18 protein-coding genes are annotated in these 18524 nt (G+C 71.3%); 5 read left to right on the top strand and 13 right to left on the bottom strand.

The genetic code is table 11. The features are described from left to right. Positions 1-105 precede the first annotated feature (105 nt). From ACFYYW_RS11460 to pyrR, 13 genes are all read right to left on the bottom strand, one after another. Positions 106-429 (bottom strand): hypothetical protein, encoded by a 324-nt coding sequence (locus ACFYYW_RS11460; RefSeq protein WP_352322592.1) that lies wholly within the window; start codon positions 427-429, stop codon positions 106-108. Between the two features lie 127 nt (positions 430-556). Further along, the gene (coaBC, locus tag ACFYYW_RS11465) at positions 557-1750 is read right to left on the bottom strand and encodes a bifunctional phosphopantothenoylcysteine decarboxylase/phosphopantothenate--cysteine ligase CoaBC (RefSeq protein ID WP_387647471.1); all 1194 of its coding nucleotides are present in this window, start codon (positions 1748-1750) and stop codon (positions 557-559) included. 8 nt (positions 1751-1758) lie between these two features. Beyond that, complete coding sequence (gene rpoZ, locus ACFYYW_RS11470) at positions 1759-2028, bottom strand: DNA-directed RNA polymerase subunit omega (protein WP_043638590.1); 270 nt, start codon at positions 2026-2028, stop codon at positions 1759-1761. A gap of 5 nt (positions 2029-2033) precedes the next feature. Next, positions 2034-2621, bottom strand: a complete 588-nt coding sequence (gene gmk / locus ACFYYW_RS11475) for a guanylate kinase (RefSeq protein WP_387648894.1) — start codon at positions 2619-2621, stop codon at positions 2034-2036. Positions 2622-2742: 121 nt separating this feature from the next. Further along, the gene (gene mihF / locus ACFYYW_RS11480; protein WP_020541698.1) at positions 2743-3066 is read right to left on the bottom strand and encodes an integration host factor, actinobacterial type; all 324 of its coding nucleotides are present in this window, start codon (positions 3064-3066) and stop codon (positions 2743-2745) included. 569 nt (positions 3067-3635) lie between these two features. Next, complete coding sequence (gene pyrF / locus ACFYYW_RS11485) at positions 3636-4334, bottom strand: orotidine-5'-phosphate decarboxylase (RefSeq protein ID WP_352322594.1); 699 nt, start codon at positions 4332-4334, stop codon at positions 3636-3638. Beyond that, entirely contained in the window at positions 4331-5308 is a 978-nt protein-coding gene (locus ACFYYW_RS11490; RefSeq protein WP_352322595.1) for a dihydroorotate dehydrogenase, read from the bottom strand. Before ACFYYW_RS11490 ends, pyrF begins: the two co-directional genes overlap by 4 nt. Further along, on the bottom strand, positions 5298-6149 hold the full coding sequence (locus ACFYYW_RS11495) for a dihydroorotate dehydrogenase electron transfer subunit (protein ID WP_352322596.1): 852 nt from the start codon (positions 6147-6149) through the stop codon (positions 5298-5300). Before ACFYYW_RS11495 ends, ACFYYW_RS11490 begins: the two co-directional genes overlap by 11 nt. Before the next feature lie 37 nt (positions 6150-6186). Further along, entirely contained in the window at positions 6187-9474 is a 3288-nt protein-coding gene (carB, locus tag ACFYYW_RS11500) for a carbamoyl-phosphate synthase large subunit (protein ID WP_352322597.1), read from the bottom strand. Beyond that, positions 9461-10567, bottom strand: coding sequence for a glutamine-hydrolyzing carbamoyl-phosphate synthase small subunit (gene carA / locus ACFYYW_RS11505; RefSeq protein ID WP_387647476.1), 1107 nt, complete (start codon positions 10565-10567; stop codon positions 9461-9463). The genes carB and carA overlap by 14 nt, the downstream gene beginning before the upstream one ends. Beyond that, positions 10564-11859 carry a dihydroorotase gene (locus ACFYYW_RS11510; RefSeq protein ID WP_352353187.1) on the bottom strand — a complete coding sequence of 432 codons (1296 nt, stop codon included), beginning with the start codon at positions 11857-11859 and terminating at the stop codon, positions 10564-10566. The genes carA and ACFYYW_RS11510 overlap by 4 nt, the downstream gene beginning before the upstream one ends. After that, positions 11856-12773: an aspartate carbamoyltransferase catalytic subunit gene (locus tag ACFYYW_RS11515; protein ID WP_352322600.1), complete on the bottom strand. Its 918-nt coding sequence runs from the start codon at positions 12771-12773 to the stop codon at positions 11856-11858. The genes ACFYYW_RS11510 and ACFYYW_RS11515 overlap by 4 nt, the downstream gene beginning before the upstream one ends. Beyond that, positions 12770-13315: a bifunctional pyr operon transcriptional regulator/uracil phosphoribosyltransferase PyrR gene (gene pyrR / locus ACFYYW_RS11520; RefSeq protein WP_352322601.1), complete on the bottom strand. Its 546-nt coding sequence runs from the start codon at positions 13313-13315 to the stop codon at positions 12770-12772. The genes ACFYYW_RS11515 and pyrR overlap by 4 nt, the downstream gene beginning before the upstream one ends. Positions 13316-13541: 226 nt before the next feature. Here pyrR and ACFYYW_RS11525 point away from each other — a divergent pair, with 226 nt between their 5' ends. From ACFYYW_RS11525 to arcC, 5 genes are all read left to right on the top strand, one after another. Further along, on the top strand, positions 13542-13757 hold the full coding sequence (locus ACFYYW_RS11525) for a DUF3040 domain-containing protein (RefSeq protein ID WP_387647480.1): 216 nt from the start codon (positions 13542-13544) through the stop codon (positions 13755-13757). Between the two features lie 105 nt (positions 13758-13862). Further along, entirely contained in the window at positions 13863-15278 is a 1416-nt protein-coding gene (locus ACFYYW_RS11530) for an amino acid permease (RefSeq protein WP_387647483.1), read from the top strand. After that, a complete protein-coding gene (locus ACFYYW_RS11535; protein ID WP_387647485.1) occupies positions 15275-16519 on the top strand; it encodes an arginine deiminase in 1245 nt (414 codons plus the stop codon). Before ACFYYW_RS11530 ends, ACFYYW_RS11535 begins: the two co-directional genes overlap by 4 nt. A 55-nt stretch (positions 16520-16574) precedes the next feature. Continuing rightward, positions 16575-17579: an ornithine carbamoyltransferase gene (gene argF, locus ACFYYW_RS11540; RefSeq protein WP_364331553.1), complete on the top strand. Its 1005-nt coding sequence runs from the start codon at positions 16575-16577 to the stop codon at positions 17577-17579. Next, the gene (arcC, locus tag ACFYYW_RS11545) at positions 17580-18515 is read left to right on the top strand and encodes a carbamate kinase (protein WP_352322606.1); all 936 of its coding nucleotides are present in this window, start codon (positions 17580-17582) and stop codon (positions 18513-18515) included. It begins immediately after the preceding gene. Positions 18516-18524 lie beyond the last annotated feature (9 nt).

Below are 18524 nucleotides of genomic sequence, written 5' to 3' on the forward strand. Positions count from 1 at the left end.
CGCCAGGGCCTCGCCGAAGTCTAGCCCCACCCGGCGTCCGGTCGCGAAACCGTCCCGTGTCCGTGTCCGGTCACGTGTCGGCGCACAGGTCCGACATGTGTCCGGTCACAGGTCGGGAAGGGGATCCGGCGGCAGCGTCTCCGGCGCGAAGACCTCGGCGTCGGCGGCGGACACCACCGCCGCGTACTCCTCGTCGAACTCGAACACGGTGTTGCCGAGCTCGATGAACGGGCCGGGCAGGATCGGGCCGAGCCTGGTGTGCCGCGGGTACGTGGCGAACACCGCGACCGGCCGGTCGCTCCTGAGGGTCCTGGTGGTGAGCACCGAGACGGACGAATCGGTGACGACGATGAGGAAGTGGCCCGTTCCCGTCGGCCCCACGGACAACGCGGGGAAGACGTAACGGATACCTCCCTGGTCTTCCAGCAATCTCCTGCAACGATCCCTGACAGCGGAACCCACCGGCATTCCGTCCCCCTTTGCCCCCAAGTATCGGTAGGTGTCCGGGGTGCCGCAACTGGCGATCAGGTAATCGTTCTTGCGCGAAGAACGCGCGTCAGGACAGCCGGGGGGCGACCAGGTCCCAGACGGCGTCGGCGACGTCGTCCTTGGGGCCGCGCGGCACCTCGACCGGCGCGCCGCCGGCGACGAGGACGGTGGCGGCGTTGTCGGGCGTGCCGAACGCCAGCCCCTCCCCCACCTGGTTGACGACCAGCAGGTCGCAGCCCTTCCTGGCCAGCTTGGCCTGCCCGTTGGCGAGCACGTCGTCGGTCTCGGCCGCGAACCCGACGATCACCCGGGGAGCGGCGCCGCCCTCGCGCCGCAGCCGGCCCAGCTCGGCCAGGATGTCGGGGTTCTTCGTCAGGTGGATGGGGTCGGGCTCGCCGTCGGTCTTCTTGATCTTCGTCTCGTGCCGGGACGCCGGGCGGAAGTCGGCCACCGCGGCGGCCATGACGACGGCGTCGGCCTTCTCGGCGGCGGCCAGCACCGCTTCGCGCAGCTCGGCCGTGGACCCCACCCGCACCACCGCGGCCCCCGCGGGATCGGGGAGGGCGACGTTGGCCGCCACGAGGGTGACCTCGGCGCCGCGCGCGACCGCCGTGCGGGCCAGGGCGTACCCCTGCAGGCCGGACGAACGGTTGCCGATGTAGCGGACCGGGTCGATCGCCTCGCGGGTGCCCCCGGCGGAGATCACCACCTTGCGCCCGGCCAGGTCGCGCGGCCTGCCGCGCAGCACGCGCAGGCAGACCTGGAAGATCTCGGCGGGGTCGGGCAGGCGGCCAGGGCCGGTGTCGGCGCCGGTGAGGCGCCCCACGGCCGGGTCGATGACGACGGCCCCGCGTTCGCGCAGGGTCGCGACGTTGGCGCGGGTGGCCGGATGTTGCCACATCTCGGTGTGCATGGCCGGGGCGAACACGACCGGGCAGCGCGCCGTCAGCAGCGTGTTGGTCAGCAGGTCGTCGGCGAGCCCGTGGGCCGCCTTGGCCAGGGTGTTGGCGGTCGCCGGCGCCACCACGACAAGATCGGCGCGCTGGCCGATGCGGACGTGGGGCACCTCGTGAACGTCGTCCCAGACGTCGGCGGACACGGGGTTGCCCGACAGGGCGGCCCACGTGGGCTCGCCCACGAAACGCAGGACCTCGCGGGTCGGGACGACCCGCACCTCGTGACCTGACTCGGTGAACAGCCGCAGCAGCTCACATGCCTTGTACGCGGCGATGCCGCCGCTGACGCCGAGGACGACCTTCATCGAAGGGGTCAGACCGCGCCTTCGATGGGCTCGGCGTTGAGCAGGCCTTCGGAGACCTCGCGCAGCGCGATGGACAGCGGCTTCTCCTGAGCATGCGTCTCGACCAGCGGCCCGACGTATTCCAGCAGGCCCTCGCCGAGCTGGGAGTAGTAGGCGTTGATCTGGCGGGCGCGCTTGGCACCCATGATCACCAGGGAGTACTTGCTGTCGACGATGTCGAGCAGCGCGTCGATCGGCGGGTTGGTGATGCCCTCCGCGGCCGGGGTGGTGCCTGCCACGATTGTCAGACCTCTCGGTTGATGGTGGTGGTGACCCCCTGAGGGTCAGTCATCAAGGCTATCAGCCGGTGGCACACTTCTTGGACACTCGTGTTCACCAGCGTGAGGTCGAACTCCGACTCGGCCGCCATCTCGACCCGCCCGGCCCGGAGCCGGCGCTCGATGACGTCCTCCGGCTCGGTGCCGCGGCCGCGCAGCCGCTTCTCCAGCTCCTCCCACGTCGGGGGGGCCAGGAAGACCAGCAGGGCGTCGGGCATGGTGGTGCGCACCTGCCTGGCGCCTTCCAGGTCGATCTCCAGGACGGTCGGCACGCCCTGGGCGAGCTTGTCCAGCACCGGCTCACGCGGGGTGCCGTAGCGGTTGCCCGCGAACTCGGCCCACTCCAGCAGCTCGCCGGCCTCGACGAGCCGGTCGAACTCCGCGCCGTCGACGAAGAAGTAGTGGACCCCGTTGACCTCGCCGGGACGGGGCCTCCTGGTGGTCACCGAGACCGACAGCCACACCTCGGGGTGTGCCCGCCGGAGCTCGGCGACGACCGTGGACTTGCCGACGCCCGACGGCCCTGACAGGACCGTCAGACGCCTCCTGCTCAGGGGGAGGAAGCCGACCTTCGCTCCCGATCCGACTGCCTCGTGGGCCCTTGCTTCGCCGGACCAGGACCTGTCGGTCACTTCCTACCCCCCGTTGAACCTGCGCTTTCTTGTGGAACAGAGATTAGCTCTCGTTGCCACCGAACTCGCGCTCGAGGGAAGCCCTCTGGTTCGCGCCGAGACCCCGCACGCGGCGGGACTCGGCGATGGCAAGCCGCTCCATGAGCTGCTTGGCGCGGACCTTGCCCACGCCGGGGAGCGATTCCAACAGGGCCGACACCTTCATCTTGCCGATGACGTCGTCGGTCTGCCCATCCTTGAGCACCTCAGCCAGAGAAACCGCGCCATGCTTGAGCCGGTTCTTGACCTCGGCACGCTCTTTACGGGCCTTGGCAGCCTTCTCAAGGGCTGCGGCGCGCTGCTCAGGGGTCAGGGGAGGAAGAGCCACGCCGGGTCACCTCGAATTTCTGTCGATGTACTCGGACGGGAAGGGAAACTAGCTGGTCATCGCCCCCTAAGCAACGTCAAGAGCGGTTTCTCTCCTCACAAAATCCACTTCATCACTGTCCGTGAGCGTAAAATTACACACTGCTGATCAAATCGCCCTCACTTCCCTCTTCACGCGTCCGCTCCGGACGGCGTCCCGGAACTGGGCGAAGATCGCCCGCGCGGCACCGGACGATGTCCGAAACCAGGGCCGGACCAGGACCGAAACCAGAATCGGGAAGGGTGCGCGAACGCCGCGCGGATGCATTACGATCTTGTGAAGCGAGGGCTGCGCGAACGGTCCGGCGACACCTGCCGCCATGCCCGCGCCCGCACGGAGAACCGCGCGCGGGAAGCGCGCCTCCGCTCACGCGGACAAGCACATCTCCGCGCACGCCTGAAGCGCGCAGGAAGGCGCGTCTTCGGGCGCTGCGGAGAGCCCTGCCCTGCCGCGCGCGGCCACGCACGAGCCGGGAGCCGGCGCGGCGGGCCGCGGGCGGGTGCCCCGGGGCCGCGGCCCCGGGCCTGGGTTCAGGAGGCGGTCGTGCGGCGCAGTGAGGCGGCGATGGCGGCGGCGGCCGCTCCCGGGTCCGCCGCGCCCGTGATCGGACGCCCGATGACCAGCAGGTCGGCGCCGTCGGCCAGCGCCTGCTCAGGTGTCGCCACGCGCACCTGGTCCTGGACGTCGGCCCCCTGAGGGCGCACGCCCGGCGTGATGAGGGTGATGCCGGGCCCCACCTCGGCCCGCACCGCCGCGACCTCGTTGGGCGAGCACACCAGCGCCGTGGCCCCGGCCTCGACCGACAGGGCCGCCAGGCGGCGCACGGCCTCGTCGGCCGGCCCGGCCAGGCCCATGCGGTCGAGGTCGGACTCGTCCAGCGAGGTGAGGATCGTCACAGCGGCGATCTTGGTCTGCGGGGCGGACTCGACCGCGGCCCGGATCATCGCCGCGCCGCCGGCCGCGTGCACGGTCAGGATGGCCGGACGCAGGCGGGCGACGGCCTTGGCGGCGCCCGCGACGGTGTTGGGGATGTCGTGCAGCTTGAGGTCGAGGAAGATCTGGACGCCGCTGGCGCCGCGCACGGAGGCGATCACGTCGGGGCCATAGCGCAGGTACAGCTCCAGGCCCACCTTGATGGTGCTGACGTGCGGCGTCACCAGGCTCGCCCACCTGGCGGCGGTCTCCAGGTCGGGGGCGTCGAGGGCGACGGCGATGGGTGCGGGCGTCAAGGGGAGATCTCCTCGGAGTCGACTGGAAGGTGCCGGGGAGCGCTCCCCGGCGGCCGGTGTGCCAGGCCGACGGCGTCGGCGAGGCGTTGGAAGCCGCGTGCCCGCAGCAGGTCCTCCAGCTCGCGCTCGATGCGCAGGCACGCGTAGGGGTCGTGGAACAGCGCGGTGCCCACCCCGACCAGGCAGGCGCCCGCCAGGATGAGCTGGAAGGCGTCCCTGCCGGTCATCACGCCGCCCATGCCGATCAGCGGCACCCCGGGCAGGGCCGCGTGCACCTGCCACACGCACCGGACGGCCAGGGGCAGGATGGCGGGCCCCGACAGCCCTCCGGTGACGGCGGCCAGCGACGGGCGCAGCGCCTCGGTGTCGATGGCCATGCCGAGCGGGTTGTTGATCATGGACAGGGCGTCCGCGCCGGCGTCCACGCAGGCTCGGGCGACCGAGACGATGTCGGCCACGTCGGGCGCGAGCTTGGCCACCACGGGGACGTCGTAGCGCATGATGGAGCGCACCGAGGCGATCACCTCGGCCGCGGCGCTGCCCTCGCGCGCGAAGACACGCCCTCTGTCCTCCATGTTCGGGCAAGAAAGGTTGACCTCCAGCGCGGTCACCCCGGGCGCGTCGGCGAGCCTGCGGGCCAGCTCGGAGTACTCGGCGACGGTGCCGCCCCCGATCGAGACGATGGTCTTGATGCCGCGCTGGGCCAGCCAGGGCAGCTCGCGCTCCAGGAACGCCTCGATGCCCGGCCCCTGGAGCCCGACGGCGTTGAGCATGCCGGAGGGCGTCTCGGCCATGCGCGGGGTCGGCCGGCCCGCCCTGGGGGCCATGGTGATGGACCGGGTGGTCAGCGCGCCGAGCCGGTGGAGGTCGAAGAACTGGGCGAGCTCGCGTCCGGAGCCCGCGCAGCCGGCGGCCGTGGTGACGGGGTTCGCCAGCTCGACGTGCGCCAGAAACGTACGCATATCAACTGACATGTCGTGCACCGCCTCCGGGGGCGCCGAGCGCGTCGAACGGGATCGTTCCCACGTCCTCGAAGCGCACCCGCTCCCCCCGGAACACCGGTCCCTCCGCGCACGCGCGGACCATCCTGGTCGCGCCGTCGTCGCCGATGACGGGGATGACGCACGTCATGCACACCCCGATGCCGCAGGCCATCTGCTCCTCGACGGCCACCTGCACCGGGATGTCGAACTCCATCGCCACCGCCGTCACCGCCCGCAGCGCCGGCATGGGCGCGCAGGCGTAGACGGCGTCGGCCCGGGTGTCGGCGATCACCGAGGGCAGCGCGTCGGTGACCTTGCCGCGCAGGCCGAGCGAACCGTCCTCGGTGGTCAGGGTCGTGGTCTCGGCGATGCGGCGGGCCCGCATGGCGCCGAAGACGCGGTCGGCCCCGGCGCCGCCGAGCACGAAGTCGACCCGGCAGCCGCGCGCCAGCAGCGCGTCGGCCAGCGGGAACAGCACGGCAGAGCCGTACTCGGCGCCGACCAGCACGCAGTTGACCGGGTCGCGCGGCAGCGGGAAGGGCCGGCCGAGCGGCCCGACCAGGTCGAGCGTGTCGCGGGCACGCCGCTCGGCCAGCCAGGACGTGCCCGGCCCGGCGGCGGTGAAGACGAGCTCGACCGTGCCGCCGTAGTCGGACTTGACGTCATGGATGGACAGCGCGCGGCGCGTCACCATCGACGTGTGGGCCCCGCCGACCGCCACGGAGACGAAGTGGCCGGGGCGGTAACGCTCGGCGATGCCGGGCGCCACCACCGTCAGCGCATGGTAGGCGTCGACCCGGCGCGTCGTCAGCACCGTGCCCGTCACCTGCACAGGTGTGCCGGCCAGTCGTCTTCACCTCCCGCGCGGGTCAGCCGCGTAGTGCCTGTGCGTGCTCCTGGAGTGACCGCACGCCGACGTCGCCGCGGACGATCGCCTGGATCCCGGCCGCCGCCGCGGCCAGCCCCGCGACGGTGGTGATGCACGGGATGCCGCGCAGCACCGCCGCGGTGCGGATCTCGTAGCCGTCCAGGCGCGGCCCGGACTGACCGGGGCTGCCGAACGGCGTGTTGACGATCAGGTCCACCTCGCCGTCGAGAATCGCCTGCACGCTCGTAGGCTCACCTCCGGGCCCGGTCCCCTCGCTGTGCTTTCGCACGATCTTGGCATGGACACCGTTGCGGCGCAGCACCTCGGCCGTGCCCTCGGTGGCGAGGATCTCGAAGCCGAGGTCGGCCAGTGCCTTCACAGGGAAGATCATCGCACGCTTGTCCCTGTTGGCCACGGACACGAACGCGCGTCCCTTGGTCGGAAGTTCGCCGTAGGCCCCGGCCTGGGACTTGGCGAACGCCACGCCGAAGAACGCGTCGATGCCCATGACCTCGCCCGTGGAGCGCATCTCGGGCCCGAGCACGGTGTCGACGCCCCGGAAGCGGTTGAAGGGCAGCACGGCCTCCTTGACCGCGATGGACGCCTCCAGCGGCAGCGTGCCGCCGTCGCCGGTGGCCGGCAGCATGCCCTCCGCGCGCAGCGAGGCGATCGAGGAGCCGAGCATCACCCGGGCCGCCGCCTTGGCCAGCGGCGTGGCCGTCGCCTTGGACACGAACGGCACGGTACGGCTGGCCCGCGGGTTGGCCTCCAGGACGTACAGGACGCCGGCTGACATGGCGTACTGGACGTTCAGCAGCCCGCGCACGCCCACCCCCGCGGCGATGGCCTCGGTGGCGGCGCGGATGCGCTTGACGTCGTGGCTGCCGAGCGTGAGCGGCGGCAGCGCGCAGGCCGAGTCGCCGGAGTGGATGCCGGCCTCCTCGATGTGCTCCATGACGCCGCCGAGGAACAGCTCCTGGCCGTCGTAGAGCGCGTCGACGTCGATCTCGATGGCCTCGTCGAGGAACTTGTCCACCAGGACCGGGTGGCCGCCCTCCTGGGCCGCCATGTACGTCGTCAGCGTCTCGTCGTCGTAGACGATGGCCATGCCGGCCCCGCCGAGCACATACGAGGGCCGGACGAGCACCGGGTAGCCGATCTCCCCGGCGATCTCCAGCGCCTCGGGCACCGTCAGCGCGGTGCCGTGCTTGGGCGCGGGCAGCCCGGCCTCGGCCAGCACCCGCCCGAACGCGCCGCGCTCCTCGGCCAGGTGGATCGACTCGGGCGAGGTGCCGACCACGGGCACGCCCGCGTCCTTCAGCGCCTGCGCCAGGCCGAGCGGCGTCTGGCCGCCGAGCTGCACGATCACGCCCACGACCGGGCCGGTCTGCTGCTCGGCATGCACGACCTCCAGGACGTCCTCCAGGGTGAGCGGCTCGAAGTAGAGCCGGTCGGAGGTGTCGTAGTCGGTCGAGACGGTCTCGGGGTTGCAGTTGACCATGACGGTCTCGAACCCGGCCCGCGACAGCTCGAAGGAGGCGTGCACGCACGCGTAGTCGAACTCGATGCCCTGCCCGATGCGGTTGGGGCCGGAGCCGAGGATGATGACCTTCTCCCGCTCGCCGGAGGGGACCTCGGTCTCCTCGTCGTAGGTGGAGTACAGGTACGGCGTCCTGGCGGCGAACTCGGCGGCGCAGGTGTCGACGGTGTTGTAGACCGGCCGCACGCCGAGCGCGTGGCGCAGGCCGCGCACGTGGGCCTCCTCGACGCCGCGGATCTCGGCGATCTGCGCGTCGGAGAAGCCGTGGTGCTTGGCGCGGGTCAGCGCGGCGGCGGTGAGCTCGGGCGCGGCGGCGATCTCCTGGGCCTCCTCCTCCAGCAGCAGGAGCTGGTCGAGGAACCAGGGGTCGACGCTGGTGGCCTCGAACAGCTCGGCCGCGGTCGCGCCCGCGCGCACGGCCTGCTGCATCGTGCGCAGCCGCCCGTCGTGCGGGGTGCGGCAGGCCGCCAGCAGCTCGTCCTTGTCCTGGACGGGCCCCGCCCAGGTGAAGGCGGAGTCCTTCTTCTCCAGCGAGCGCAGCGCCTTCTGCAGCGCCTCGGTGAAGGAACGGCCGATGGCCATGGCCTCGCCGACCGACTTCATGTGCGTGGTCAGCGTGCGGTCGGCGCCGCGGAACTTCTCGAAGGCGAAGCGCGGCACCTTGACCACGATGTAGTCGAGGGTCGGCTCGAAGGAGGCCGGGGTCTCCTTGGTGATGTCGTTGGGGATCTCGTCGAGGGTGTAGCCGATGGCCAGCTTGGCGGCGATCTTGGCGATCGGGAAGCCGGTGGCCTTGGAGGCCAGGGCGCTGGAGCGGGAGACGCGCGGGTTCATCTCGATGACGATCATGCGCCCGGTGCGCGGGTCGACGGCGAACTGGATGTTGCAGCCGCCGGTGTCCACGCCGACCTCGCGGATGACCGCGATCGCCACGTCGCGCATGTTCTGGTACTCGCGGTCGGTCAGGGTCAGCGCGGGCGCGACGGTGACGCTGTCGCCGGTGTGCACGCCCATCGGGTCGATGTTCTCGATGGAGCACACGATGACGACGTTGTCCGCCTTGTCGCGCATGACCTCCAGCTCGTACTCCTTCCAGCCGAGGATGGACTCCTCCAGGAGCACCTCGGTGGTCGGCGAGGCGTCGAGGCCGGCGCCGGCGATGCGGCGCAGGTCGTCCTCGCCGTAGGCGAAGCCGGAGCCGACGCCCCCCATGGTGAAGCTGGGCCGTACGACCAGCGGGTAGCCCAGCTCGCCGGCGGCGGCCAGGCAGTCCTCCATCGTGTGGCAGATGACCGACTTGGCCGACTCGGCGTTGAGCCCGTGCTCGCGGGCGACCTTGGCGACGATCTCCTTGAACTTCTCGCGGTTCTCGCCCGCCTGGATCGCGTCGAAGTCGGCGCCGATCAGCTCGACCTCGTACTTCTCCAGCACGCCCGACTCGTGCAGCGCGACCGCGGTGTTCAGCGCGGTCTGGCCGCCCAGGGTGGGCAGCAGCGCGTCGGGGCGCTCCTTGGCGATGATCTTCTCGACGTACTCGGGGGTGATCGGCTCGACGTACGTGGCGTCGGCGAACTCGGGGTCCGTCATGATCGTGGCCGGGTTGCTGTTGACCAGGATGACGCGGAAGCCCTCGGCCCGCAGCACGCGGCAGGCCTGCGTGCCGGAGTAGTCGAACTCGCACGCCTGGCCGATCACGATCGGGCCGGAGCCGATCACCAGGACCGACCGGATGTCCTCACGCTTGGGCACGGCTCATGACCTCACAGAACTCGTCGAAGAGATAAGCGGCGTCGTGCGGACCCGCGGCGGCCTCGGGGTGGTACTGGACGCTGAAGGCGCGCCCGTCGAGCAGGCGCAGGCCCTCCACGCACCGGTCGTTGAGGTTGACGTGGCTGACCTCGGCCGGGCCGTAGGGGGTCTCGAACGGCTCGCCGATCGGCGCCTCGACGGCGAACCCGTGGTTGTGGGCCGAGATCTCGACCTTGCCCGTGCGCACGTCCTGGACCGGCTGGTTGACGCCGCGGTGGCCGTAGCGCAGCTTGTACGTGGACAGCCCGAGCGCCCGGCCGAACAGCTGGTTGCCGAAGCAGATGCCGAAGAACGGCACCCCGGCCTCAAGGACGCTGCGCAGCGCCGACACGTCGGCGGTGGCGGGGTCGCCAGGGCCGTTGGAGAAGAACACGCCGTCGGGCTCGACCGCCATGATCTGCTCGTACGTGGCCGTGGCGGGCAGCACGTGCACCTCGCAGCCGCGCTCGGCCATGCGCTGCGGGGTCATGCCCTTGATGCCGAGGTCGACGGCGGCGACCGTGAAGCGCCTCCCGCCGACGGCGGGCACGACGTAGGGCTCGGCCGTGGCCACCTCGGCGGCCAGGTCGGCGCCCTCCATGGCGGGCGCGCGCCGCACCCGCTCGACGAGCTCCTCGACCGTCGCGGAGGGGGCCGAGAAGATGCCGGCCCGCATCGCGCCGCGCTCGCGCAGGTGGCGGGTCAGGGCGCGGGTGCCGGTGATGGCGATGCCGACGACGCCCTGCTGCTTGAGGTAGTCGTCGAGCGAGCGGTCGGCCCGCCAGTTGGAGACGATCCTGGACGGCTCGCGCACGACGTACCCGGCGACCCAGACGCGGCCCGACTCGGGGTCTTCGTCGTTGACGCCGGTGTTGCCGATGTGCGGGGCCGTCATGGCGACGATCTGCCGGTGGTAGGAGGGGTCGGTGAGGGTCTCCTGGTAGCCGGTCATGCCGGTGTTGAAGACCATCTCGCCGAACGTCTCGCCTTCGGCGCCGTAAGGAGTTCCGTGGAAGACGCGGCCGTCTTCCAGGACGAGCACCGCGGTGTTCAAACCAGCTTCCCTTCGAGAACGGTCGGCGTGCCGCGCAGGAACGTGGCCACCACCCGGCCGGGCAACGTCATCCCCTCGTACGGGGTGTTCCTGCTCTTGGAGGCGTAGGCGGAGGGGTCCACCTCGGTGCGGGCCGACGGGTCGTACAGCGTGATGTTGGCCGGCGCGCCCGGCTCCAGCGGACGGCCGTGGCCGGACAGGCGGCCGATGCGGGCGGGGGTGATCGACATGCGCTCGGCGACCCCGGCCCAGTCGAGCAGCCCCGTCTCGACCATGGCCTCCTGGACGACGCTCAGCGCGGTCTCCAGGCCGATCATGCCCATGGCCGCGGCCGGCCACTCGGTCTCCTTGTCCTCGACCGGGTGCGGGGCGTGGTCGGTGGCGACGACGTCGATCGTGCCGTCGGCCAGCGCGGCGCGCAGCGCCTGGACGTCGGCGTGCGTGCGCAGCGGCGGGTTGACCTTGTAGATCGGGTTGTAGGCGCCGACCGGGGACTCCTCGACGAGGTCGTCGGTGAGGAGCAGGTGGTGAGGGGTGACCTCGGCGGTGATGTTCCAGCCCTTGGACTTGGCCCAGCGGATGATCTCGACCGAGCCGGCGGTGGAGACGTGGCAGACGTGCAGGCGGGAGCCGACGTGCGCGGCCAGCAGGCAGTCGCGGGCGATGACCGCCTCCTCGGCCACGGCCGGCCAGCCGGTCAGGCCGAGCCTGCCGGAGACGACGCCCTCGTTCATCTGGGCGCCCTCGGTGAGCCTGGGCTCCTGGGCGTGCTGGGCGACGACGCCGTCGAACGCCTTGACGTACTCCAGGGCGCGGCGCATCAGCACGGCGTCGCTGACGCACTTGCCGTCGTCGGAGAAGACCCGGACCCGGGCCGCCGAGTCGGCCATCGCGCCGAGCTCGGCGAGCTGCCTGCCCTCCAGGCCGACGGTCACCGCGCCGACCGGCTGCACGTCGCAGTGGCCGAACTCGCGGCCGAGCCGCCACACCTGCTCCACCACGCCGGCGGTGTCGGCGACGGGCGAGGTGTTGGCCATGGCGTGCACGGCGGTGTAGCCGCCGCGGGCCGCGGACTGGGTGCCGGTCTGGACGGTCTCGGCGTCCTCGCGGCCGGGCTCGCGCAGGTGGGTGTGCAGGTCGACCAGGCCGGGCAGCGCGATCGCGCCGCCGCCGTCGACGGTCTCGCCGCCGGGGCCGGCGTCGAGGCCGGCGCCGATCTCGGCGATGCGCCCGTCGGCGATCCGCAGGTCCACCGGCTCCCCGCCGAGGATCCGCACGTTCTTGATGATCACTGGATCTCTCCCCCGAGCAGCAGGTACAGGACGGCCATGCGGATGGTCACGCCGTTGGCGACCTGCTCCACGATGGTGGAGCGCGGCGAGTCGGCCACCTCGGCGGCGATCTCCATGCCCCGGTTCATCGGCCCGGGGTGCATGACGATGGCCTCGTCCGGCATCTTGGCGAAGCGGTCGCGGTCGAGGCCGTAGCGGCGGGAGTACTCGCGCTCGCTGGGGAAGTAGGCGGCGTTCATCCGCTCCTTCTGCACCCGCAGCATCATGACCGCGTCGGACTTGGGCAGCACGGCGTCGAAGTCGTAGGACACCTCGCACGGCCAGGTGCCGACCGAGACGGGCAGCAGCGTGGGCGGCGCGACCAGGGTGACCTCGGCGCCGAGCGTGTTGAGCAGCAGCACGTTGGAGCGGGCGACCCGGCTGTGCAGCACGTCGCCGACGATGGTGACCCGGCGGCCTTCGAGCCCGCCGAGGCGGCGGCGCATCGAGAAGGCGTCGAGCAGCGCCTGCGTGGGGTGCTCGTGGGTGCCGTCGCCGGCGTTGACGACGCTGCCGCGCACCCAGCCGGCCAGCCGGTGCGGCGCGCCGGAGGAGCCGTGGCGGATGACGACGGCGTCGGCGCCCATGGCCTCCAGGGTGAGCGCGGTGTCCTTGAGCGACTCGCCCTTGGAGACGCTCGACCCCTTGGCCGAGAAGTTGATGACGTCGGCCGACAGCCGCTTGGCCGCCGCCTCGAAGGAGATCCTGGTGCGGGTGGAGTCCTCGAAGAACAGGTTGACCACCGTGCGGCCGCGCAGCGTGGGCAGCTTCTTGATGGATCGTTCCGAGACCCTGGCCAGCTCCTCGGCGGTGTCGAGGATGAGCAGCGCGTCGTCCTTGGTGAGGTCGCCCGCCGAGATGAGGTGCCGGTTCACCTGTCGTCCTCCTTCATGAGCAGGACGGCGTCGCGGCCGTCGATCTCGGAGAGGTAGACCTTGACCTTCTCGCTCTTGGCGGTGGGCAGGTTCTTGCCCACGTAGTCGGCGCGGATGGGCAGCTCGCGGTGGCCGCGGTCGACCAGCGTGGCGAGCTGCACGGCGGTCGGGCGGCCGAGGTCGTTGAGCGCGTCGAGCGCGGCGCGGACGGTGCGGCCGGAGTAGAGCACGTCGTCGACGAGGACGACCACCTTGCCGTCGATGCCGTCGGGCGGCAGCTCGGTGCGCCCCAGCGGGCGGACGGGGCCGCGGCGCAGGTCGTCGCGGTACATGGTGATGTCGATCGAGCCGACGGGGATCTTGAGCCCTTCGAACTGCTCGACGCGGTCGCCGAGCCGGCGGGCGAGCGTGGCGCCGCGGGTCGGGATGCCGAGGAGGACGACGTCACCGGCGCCCTTGGTGCGTTCGAGGATCTCGTGCGCGATTCGGGTCAGCGCCCGGTGGATGTCCGGGCCTTCTAGCACGGCCCTGGAATCGGACATGGAGGGATCTCACCACCTTTCCCGCCTCACGGGACGGGTCTTAAAAGGGTGTTGGTCGGGACACACAGTACCAGGGGCTACCTGGTAGAACGTGAGCGCCCCGCCCTGCCGTCCGGGTGTGGCGGGCGTCCCGGCCGGCCGTTCGGCCCGGTCAGCCGGGCGAATTTGGCAATTACCGACATACCGGTATAAAACCTGCTCTAAGTCTTCTCGGGGGAGGTTTCACATGGCGCTGTCGGCACGCGAGCGGTCGGTGCTCAAGGCCATCGCCCGGCAGGTCAGGGCCGAGGACCCCGAGCTGTACGCGGCCATGTCCCGGCACGGCGCTCCGGCGTCGCTGGCCTGGCCGCTGGCGCTGATGGCGCTGTGCCTGGCGGTGTTCGCCGTCGTGCTGCTGCTGACCGGTTCACCCGACCCCCTGCCGCACGCCGTGATCAGGTAAAACCCCCGCAACCTCCCGTGTCGGCGTCCTTCGCGTAGGGCACGTCCCCGAGGGCCGTACGCGCTCGGCGGCGGCTCTTCCTGGGGACTCGCGCGGGGGGCACGCATGGGGGAACCACGTCCGCCCTCGGAAGGCGTGACCACGGCGGCGCGCGGCAGGCGCCCGGCGGCCGCCGGCGGCCTCGGCCTCGGCGCGGCCGTCGCGCTGGTCATGGGGAACGTCGTGGGCACCGGCATCTTCCTGCTGCCGGCCTCGCTGGCCGCGTTCGGCACGGTGAGCCTGGTCTCCATGGTCCTGGTCACCGCGGGCGCCATCGCGATGGCGATCGTCTTCGGCCGCCTGGGCGGGCGCACCCCGGCGGCGGGCGGCCCCTACGCCTACGCCCGCGAGGCGTTCGGGGAGTTCGCCGGGTTCTGGATCGCCTGGTCGTTCTGGCTGACCGCGTGGATCGGCAACGCGGCCATCGCCGTGGCGTGGGTGGGTTACGTCCAGTACCTGGCCCAGGGCCTGTTCGGGCTCAACTGGGGCAGCACGCTCGGCGCGATCCTCATCGGCCTGACCGGGCTGTGGATCCCGGCCGTGGTGAACCTGGCCGGGGTGCGCAACGCGGCCGCCTTCCAGGTGGTCACCACGGTCCTGAAGTTCGCGCCGCTGCTGTTCGTGGCCATCGTGGGCCTGTTCTTCGTGCACCAGGACAACTACCCGCAGTTCAACGCCAGCGGCGGCAGCTGGGTCTCGGCCGTCTCCCTGGCGGGGGCGGTCACGCTGTTCATCTACTCGGGCGTGGAGAGCGCCGCCATCGCGGCCGACCGGGTCAGGGACCCGGTCCGCACGATCGGCCGGGCCAGCGTCATCGGCGTGCTGGCGTGCGCCGTCATGTACATCCTCAGCACGGTCGCCGTGATGGGCACCGTGCCGCAGGACGAGCTCGTCGGGTCCACCGCGCCCTTCGCCGCGGCGCTGGACCACATGTTCGGCGGCACCGGCGGCGGGCTGCTCATGGCGGCTTGCGCCGTCGTCTCGGGCATCGGCGCGCTGAACGGGTGGACCCTGCTGGTCGCCGAGATGCCGCTGGCCGCCGCCAAGGACGGCATGTTCCCGCCCGCCTTCTCCGTGGTCACCCGCCGCGGCGCGCCCCTGACGGGCATCCTGGCCGGGACCGTCCTGACCTCGCTCATGCTGCTGGTGGGCTACGCCTCCGCCAACGCCTTCGACACGATCGTGCTGCTGGCCTCCTTCACCACGGTCATCCCCTACTTCTTCTCGGCCGCCGCGCAGCTGTTCTGGCTGGTCACCCGGGAGCGGCGGATCGACCGCGGGCGGCTGGCCCGCGACCTGGCCGTCGCGGTGCTCGCGCTGCTGTTCTCGTTCTGGATGGCGTACGGCTCCGGGCCCCCCGCCGTGCTCGGCGGGACGCTGATGATGTTGGTCGGCGTGCCCGTCTACGTCTGGCTGAAGGCCAGACACGGCGAGTACGGCCCGCGTGATGTCCGGCGCCCTGAGGGGATATCTGAAAAATGACCTTTCATGTCGATTCAGAGGTCGGCCGACTGCGCCAGGTCCTGCTGCACAAGCCGGAGCTGGCCCTCAAGCGGCTGACGCCCAGCAACAAGGACGCCTTCCTGTTCGACGACGTGCTGTGGGTGCAGCGCGCGGTGGAGGAGCACGAGGAGTTCGAGCGGGTGCTGCGCGGGCGCGGCATCGTCGTCCACATGCTGGCCGACCTCCTGCGCGACGTGGTGGACATCCCCGAGGCCCGCAAGCACATCCTGGACGCGGTCATCGACGAACGCTGGCTCGGCCCGACCGCCATCGACGACATCCGCAACACCCTCGACGGCATGGACGCCGGCACCCTGCAGATGCACCTGACCGGCGGCATCACCAAGCGCGAGCTGGTCGCGATGGGCTGCGACCCCAAGTCGGTGGCCTTCCACACCACCGCCGACGACGACTTCGTCCTGCCGCCGCTGCCCAACCACCTGTTCACCCGCGACACCTCCTGCTGGATCTACGACGGCGTGTCGATCAACGCGATGCGCAAGAAGGCCCGCATGCGCGAGACGGTCAACCTGGAGGCCGTCTACCGGTTCCACCCGATGTTCGCCGCCGGCTTCGACCGGCCCTACGACGGCGGCTTCCACTGCTGGCTGCCCGGCCACGCGATGGCCCCGGCGACCCTGGAGGGCGGCGACGTGCTGGTCATCGGGCGCGGCGCGGTGCTGGTCGGGATGAGCGAGCGCACCCAGCCGCAGGCGGTCGAGATGCTGGCCCAGCGGCTGTTCGCGGCCGGGTCAGCGACCCGGATCGTGGCGCTGGACATGCCGAAGGCGCGCGCGTTCATGCATCTCGACACGGTCATGACCATGCTCGACATCGGGGTGTTCACCAAGTACGCCGGGCTCGGGATGTTGCCGGCGTACACCATCGAGCCGGGCGAGACCTCCAAGGAGCTGCGGGTCACCGACCACCCGCCCCAGGACATGCACAAGGCCATCGCCCGCGCCCTCGACATGGACGACATCACCGTCCTGACCCCCCACCAGGACGTGTACGCCGCCGAACGCGAGCAGTGGGACGACGGCTGCAACGGCCTGGCCGTCGAGCCCGGCGTCGTCATCGCCTACGAGCGCAACACCACCACGAACAACCACCTGCGCGACAACGGCATCGAGGTCATCACCATCCGGGGCAGCGAGCTCGGCAGAGGGCGCGGCGGCCCGCGGTGCATGAGCTGCCCGCTGGAGCGCGACGGCATCTAGCGGACATCCGGCCGGCACCCGGACGGCGCCCGGGCGGCTTCAGGGAAGGGGCGACATGGCGTTCAACCTGCGCAACCGCAGTTTCCTCAAGGAACTGGACTTCACTCCGGAGGAGTTCGGCTTCCTGCTGCACCTGTCGGCGGAGCTGAAGGCCGCCAAGTACGCCGGGATCGAACGGCAGCGGCTCAAGGGCAAGAACATCGCGCTCATCTTCGAGAAGACCTCCACCCGCACCCGCTGCGCGTTCGAGGTGGCCGCCCACGACCAGGGCGCGCACGTCACCTACCTGGACCCGGCCGGCTCGCACATCGGGCACAAGGAGTCGGTCAGGGACACCGCGCGGGTGCTGGGCCGTATGTTCGACGGCATCGAGTACCGGGGCAGCAAGCAGTCCTACGTCGAGGACCTGGCGGCGCTGTCCGGCGTGCCGGTGTGGAACGGCCTGACCGACGAGTGGCACCCCACGCAGATGCTGGCCGACATGCTCACCGTCCAGGAGCACAGCGACAAGCCGCTGCGCGAGGTGTCCCTCGCCTACCTGGGGGACGCGCGCAACAACACCGGCCATTCGCTGCTGGTCACCGGCGCGCTGCTCGGCCTGGACATCCGGCTGGTCACCCCGGCGGCGCTGCGGCCCGACCGGGACCTCGCGGTGCGGCCTGCCGAGGAGCTGGCCAGGTCCACCGGCGCCCGGATCACCATCACCGAGGACGTGGCCGAGGGCGTCAGGGGCGCCGACTTCCTCTACACCGACGTGTGGGTCTCGATGGGCGAGCCGAAGGAGGTGTGGGACGAGCGGATCGAGCTGCTGCTGCCGTACCAGGTGAACGACGACGTCGTCCGGGCCACCGGCAATCCGGACGTGAAGTTCATGCACTGCCTGCCGGCCTTCCACAACCGGGAGACCGGCGTCGGCGCCGACATCCACGCCAGGACCGGCCTGGAGGCCCTGGAGGTGACCGACGAGGTCTTCGAGTCGCCGCGCTCCATCGTCTTCGACGAGGCCGAGAACCGGCTGCACACCATCAAAGCGGTCATGGTCGCAACCCTGGGGGACTGAATGCGGGTCATCGTCGCACTCGGCGGCAACGCGGTGCTCAAGCGCGGCCAGAAGCCGGACGCCGACGTGCAGAGGGACAACATCGCCACCGCCGTCAGGACGCTGGCGCAGCTGGCCGGCGAGCACGAGCTGGTCATCACCCACGGGAACGGCCCCCAGGTCGGCATGCTGGCGCTGGAGAGCGCCGCGGACCCGAACCTGAGCCGGCCCTACCCCTTCGACACGCTCGGCGCGCAGACCCAGGGCATGCTCGGCTACTGGATGCAGCAGGCGCTGCAGAACGCCCTGCCCGGCCGGCAGGTGCTCGCCATGGTCACCCAGACCCTGGTCAGCGCCGTCGACCCGGCCTTCGACGACCCCACCAAGTTCGTCGGCCAGATCTACGAGGAGGACGAGGCCCGCAAACTGGCCGCCGAGTACGGCTGGACGGTCAAGCAGGACGGCGACCACTGGCGCCGCGTCGTCCCCTCCCCCACCCCGCAGCGCATCGTGGAGACCCGGCTGATCCGCAGGATGGTCCGCGAGGGCGTCGTGGTGGTCTGCGCGGGCGGCGGCGGCATCCCGGTCGTGCGGGACGCCCGCGGCCGGCTGGCCGGCGTCGAGGCCGTCATCGACAAGGATCTGACCGCCTCGATGCTGGCCGAGGCGCTGGAGTGCGACGCCTTCCTCATCCTGACCGACGTCCCGCGGGTGTACCGCGGCTTCGGCACCCCCGACCAGAGCGAGATCGCCTGCACCACCCCGCACGAGCTGCGCGGCCTGCGCTTCCCGGCCGGGTCGATGGGACCGAAGGTCGAGGCGGTGTGCCGGTTCGTCGAGACGACCGGCGACATGGCCGCCATCGGCAGGCTGGACGAGGCGCAGGACATACTCGCCGGTTCCGCGGGCACGATTGTCACGCCCAACGGGATGTGGCCGTTGACGAGCACCCTCTAGGAGACCGAC

The sequence above is a fragment of the Nonomuraea sp. NPDC001831 genome (assembly GCF_042892035.1).
In the GTDB taxonomy this organism is placed as follows: Bacteria; Actinomycetota; Actinomycetes; order Streptosporangiales; family Streptosporangiaceae; genus Nonomuraea.

Excerpts from the sequence above, each read along its gene's own strand:
- coaBC (WP_387647471.1), bottom strand. The coding sequence starts at position 1,750 with ATGAAGGTCGTCCTCGGCGTCAGCGGCGGCATCGCCGCGTACAAGGCA.
- ACFYYW_RS11490 (WP_352322595.1), bottom strand. The coding sequence starts at position 5,308 with ATGTCAGTTGATATGCGTACGTTTCTGGCGCACGTCGAGCTGGCGAAC.
- pyrR (WP_352322601.1), bottom strand. The coding sequence starts at position 13,315 with ATGTCCGATTCCAGGGCCGTGCTAGAAGGCCCGGACATCCACCGGGCG.
- ACFYYW_RS11525 (WP_387647480.1), top strand. The coding sequence starts at position 13,542 with ATGGCGCTGTCGGCACGCGAGCGGTCGGTGCTCAAGGCCATCGCCCGG.
- ACFYYW_RS11530 (WP_387647483.1), top strand. The coding sequence starts at position 13,863 with ATGGGGGAACCACGTCCGCCCTCGGAAGGCGTGACCACGGCGGCGCGC.
- ACFYYW_RS11535 (WP_387647485.1), top strand. The coding sequence starts at position 15,275 with ATGACCTTTCATGTCGATTCAGAGGTCGGCCGACTGCGCCAGGTCCTG.
- argF (WP_364331553.1), top strand. The coding sequence starts at position 16,575 with ATGGCGTTCAACCTGCGCAACCGCAGTTTCCTCAAGGAACTGGACTTC.
- arcC (WP_352322606.1), top strand. The coding sequence starts at position 17,580 with ATGCGGGTCATCGTCGCACTCGGCGGCAACGCGGTGCTCAAGCGCGGC.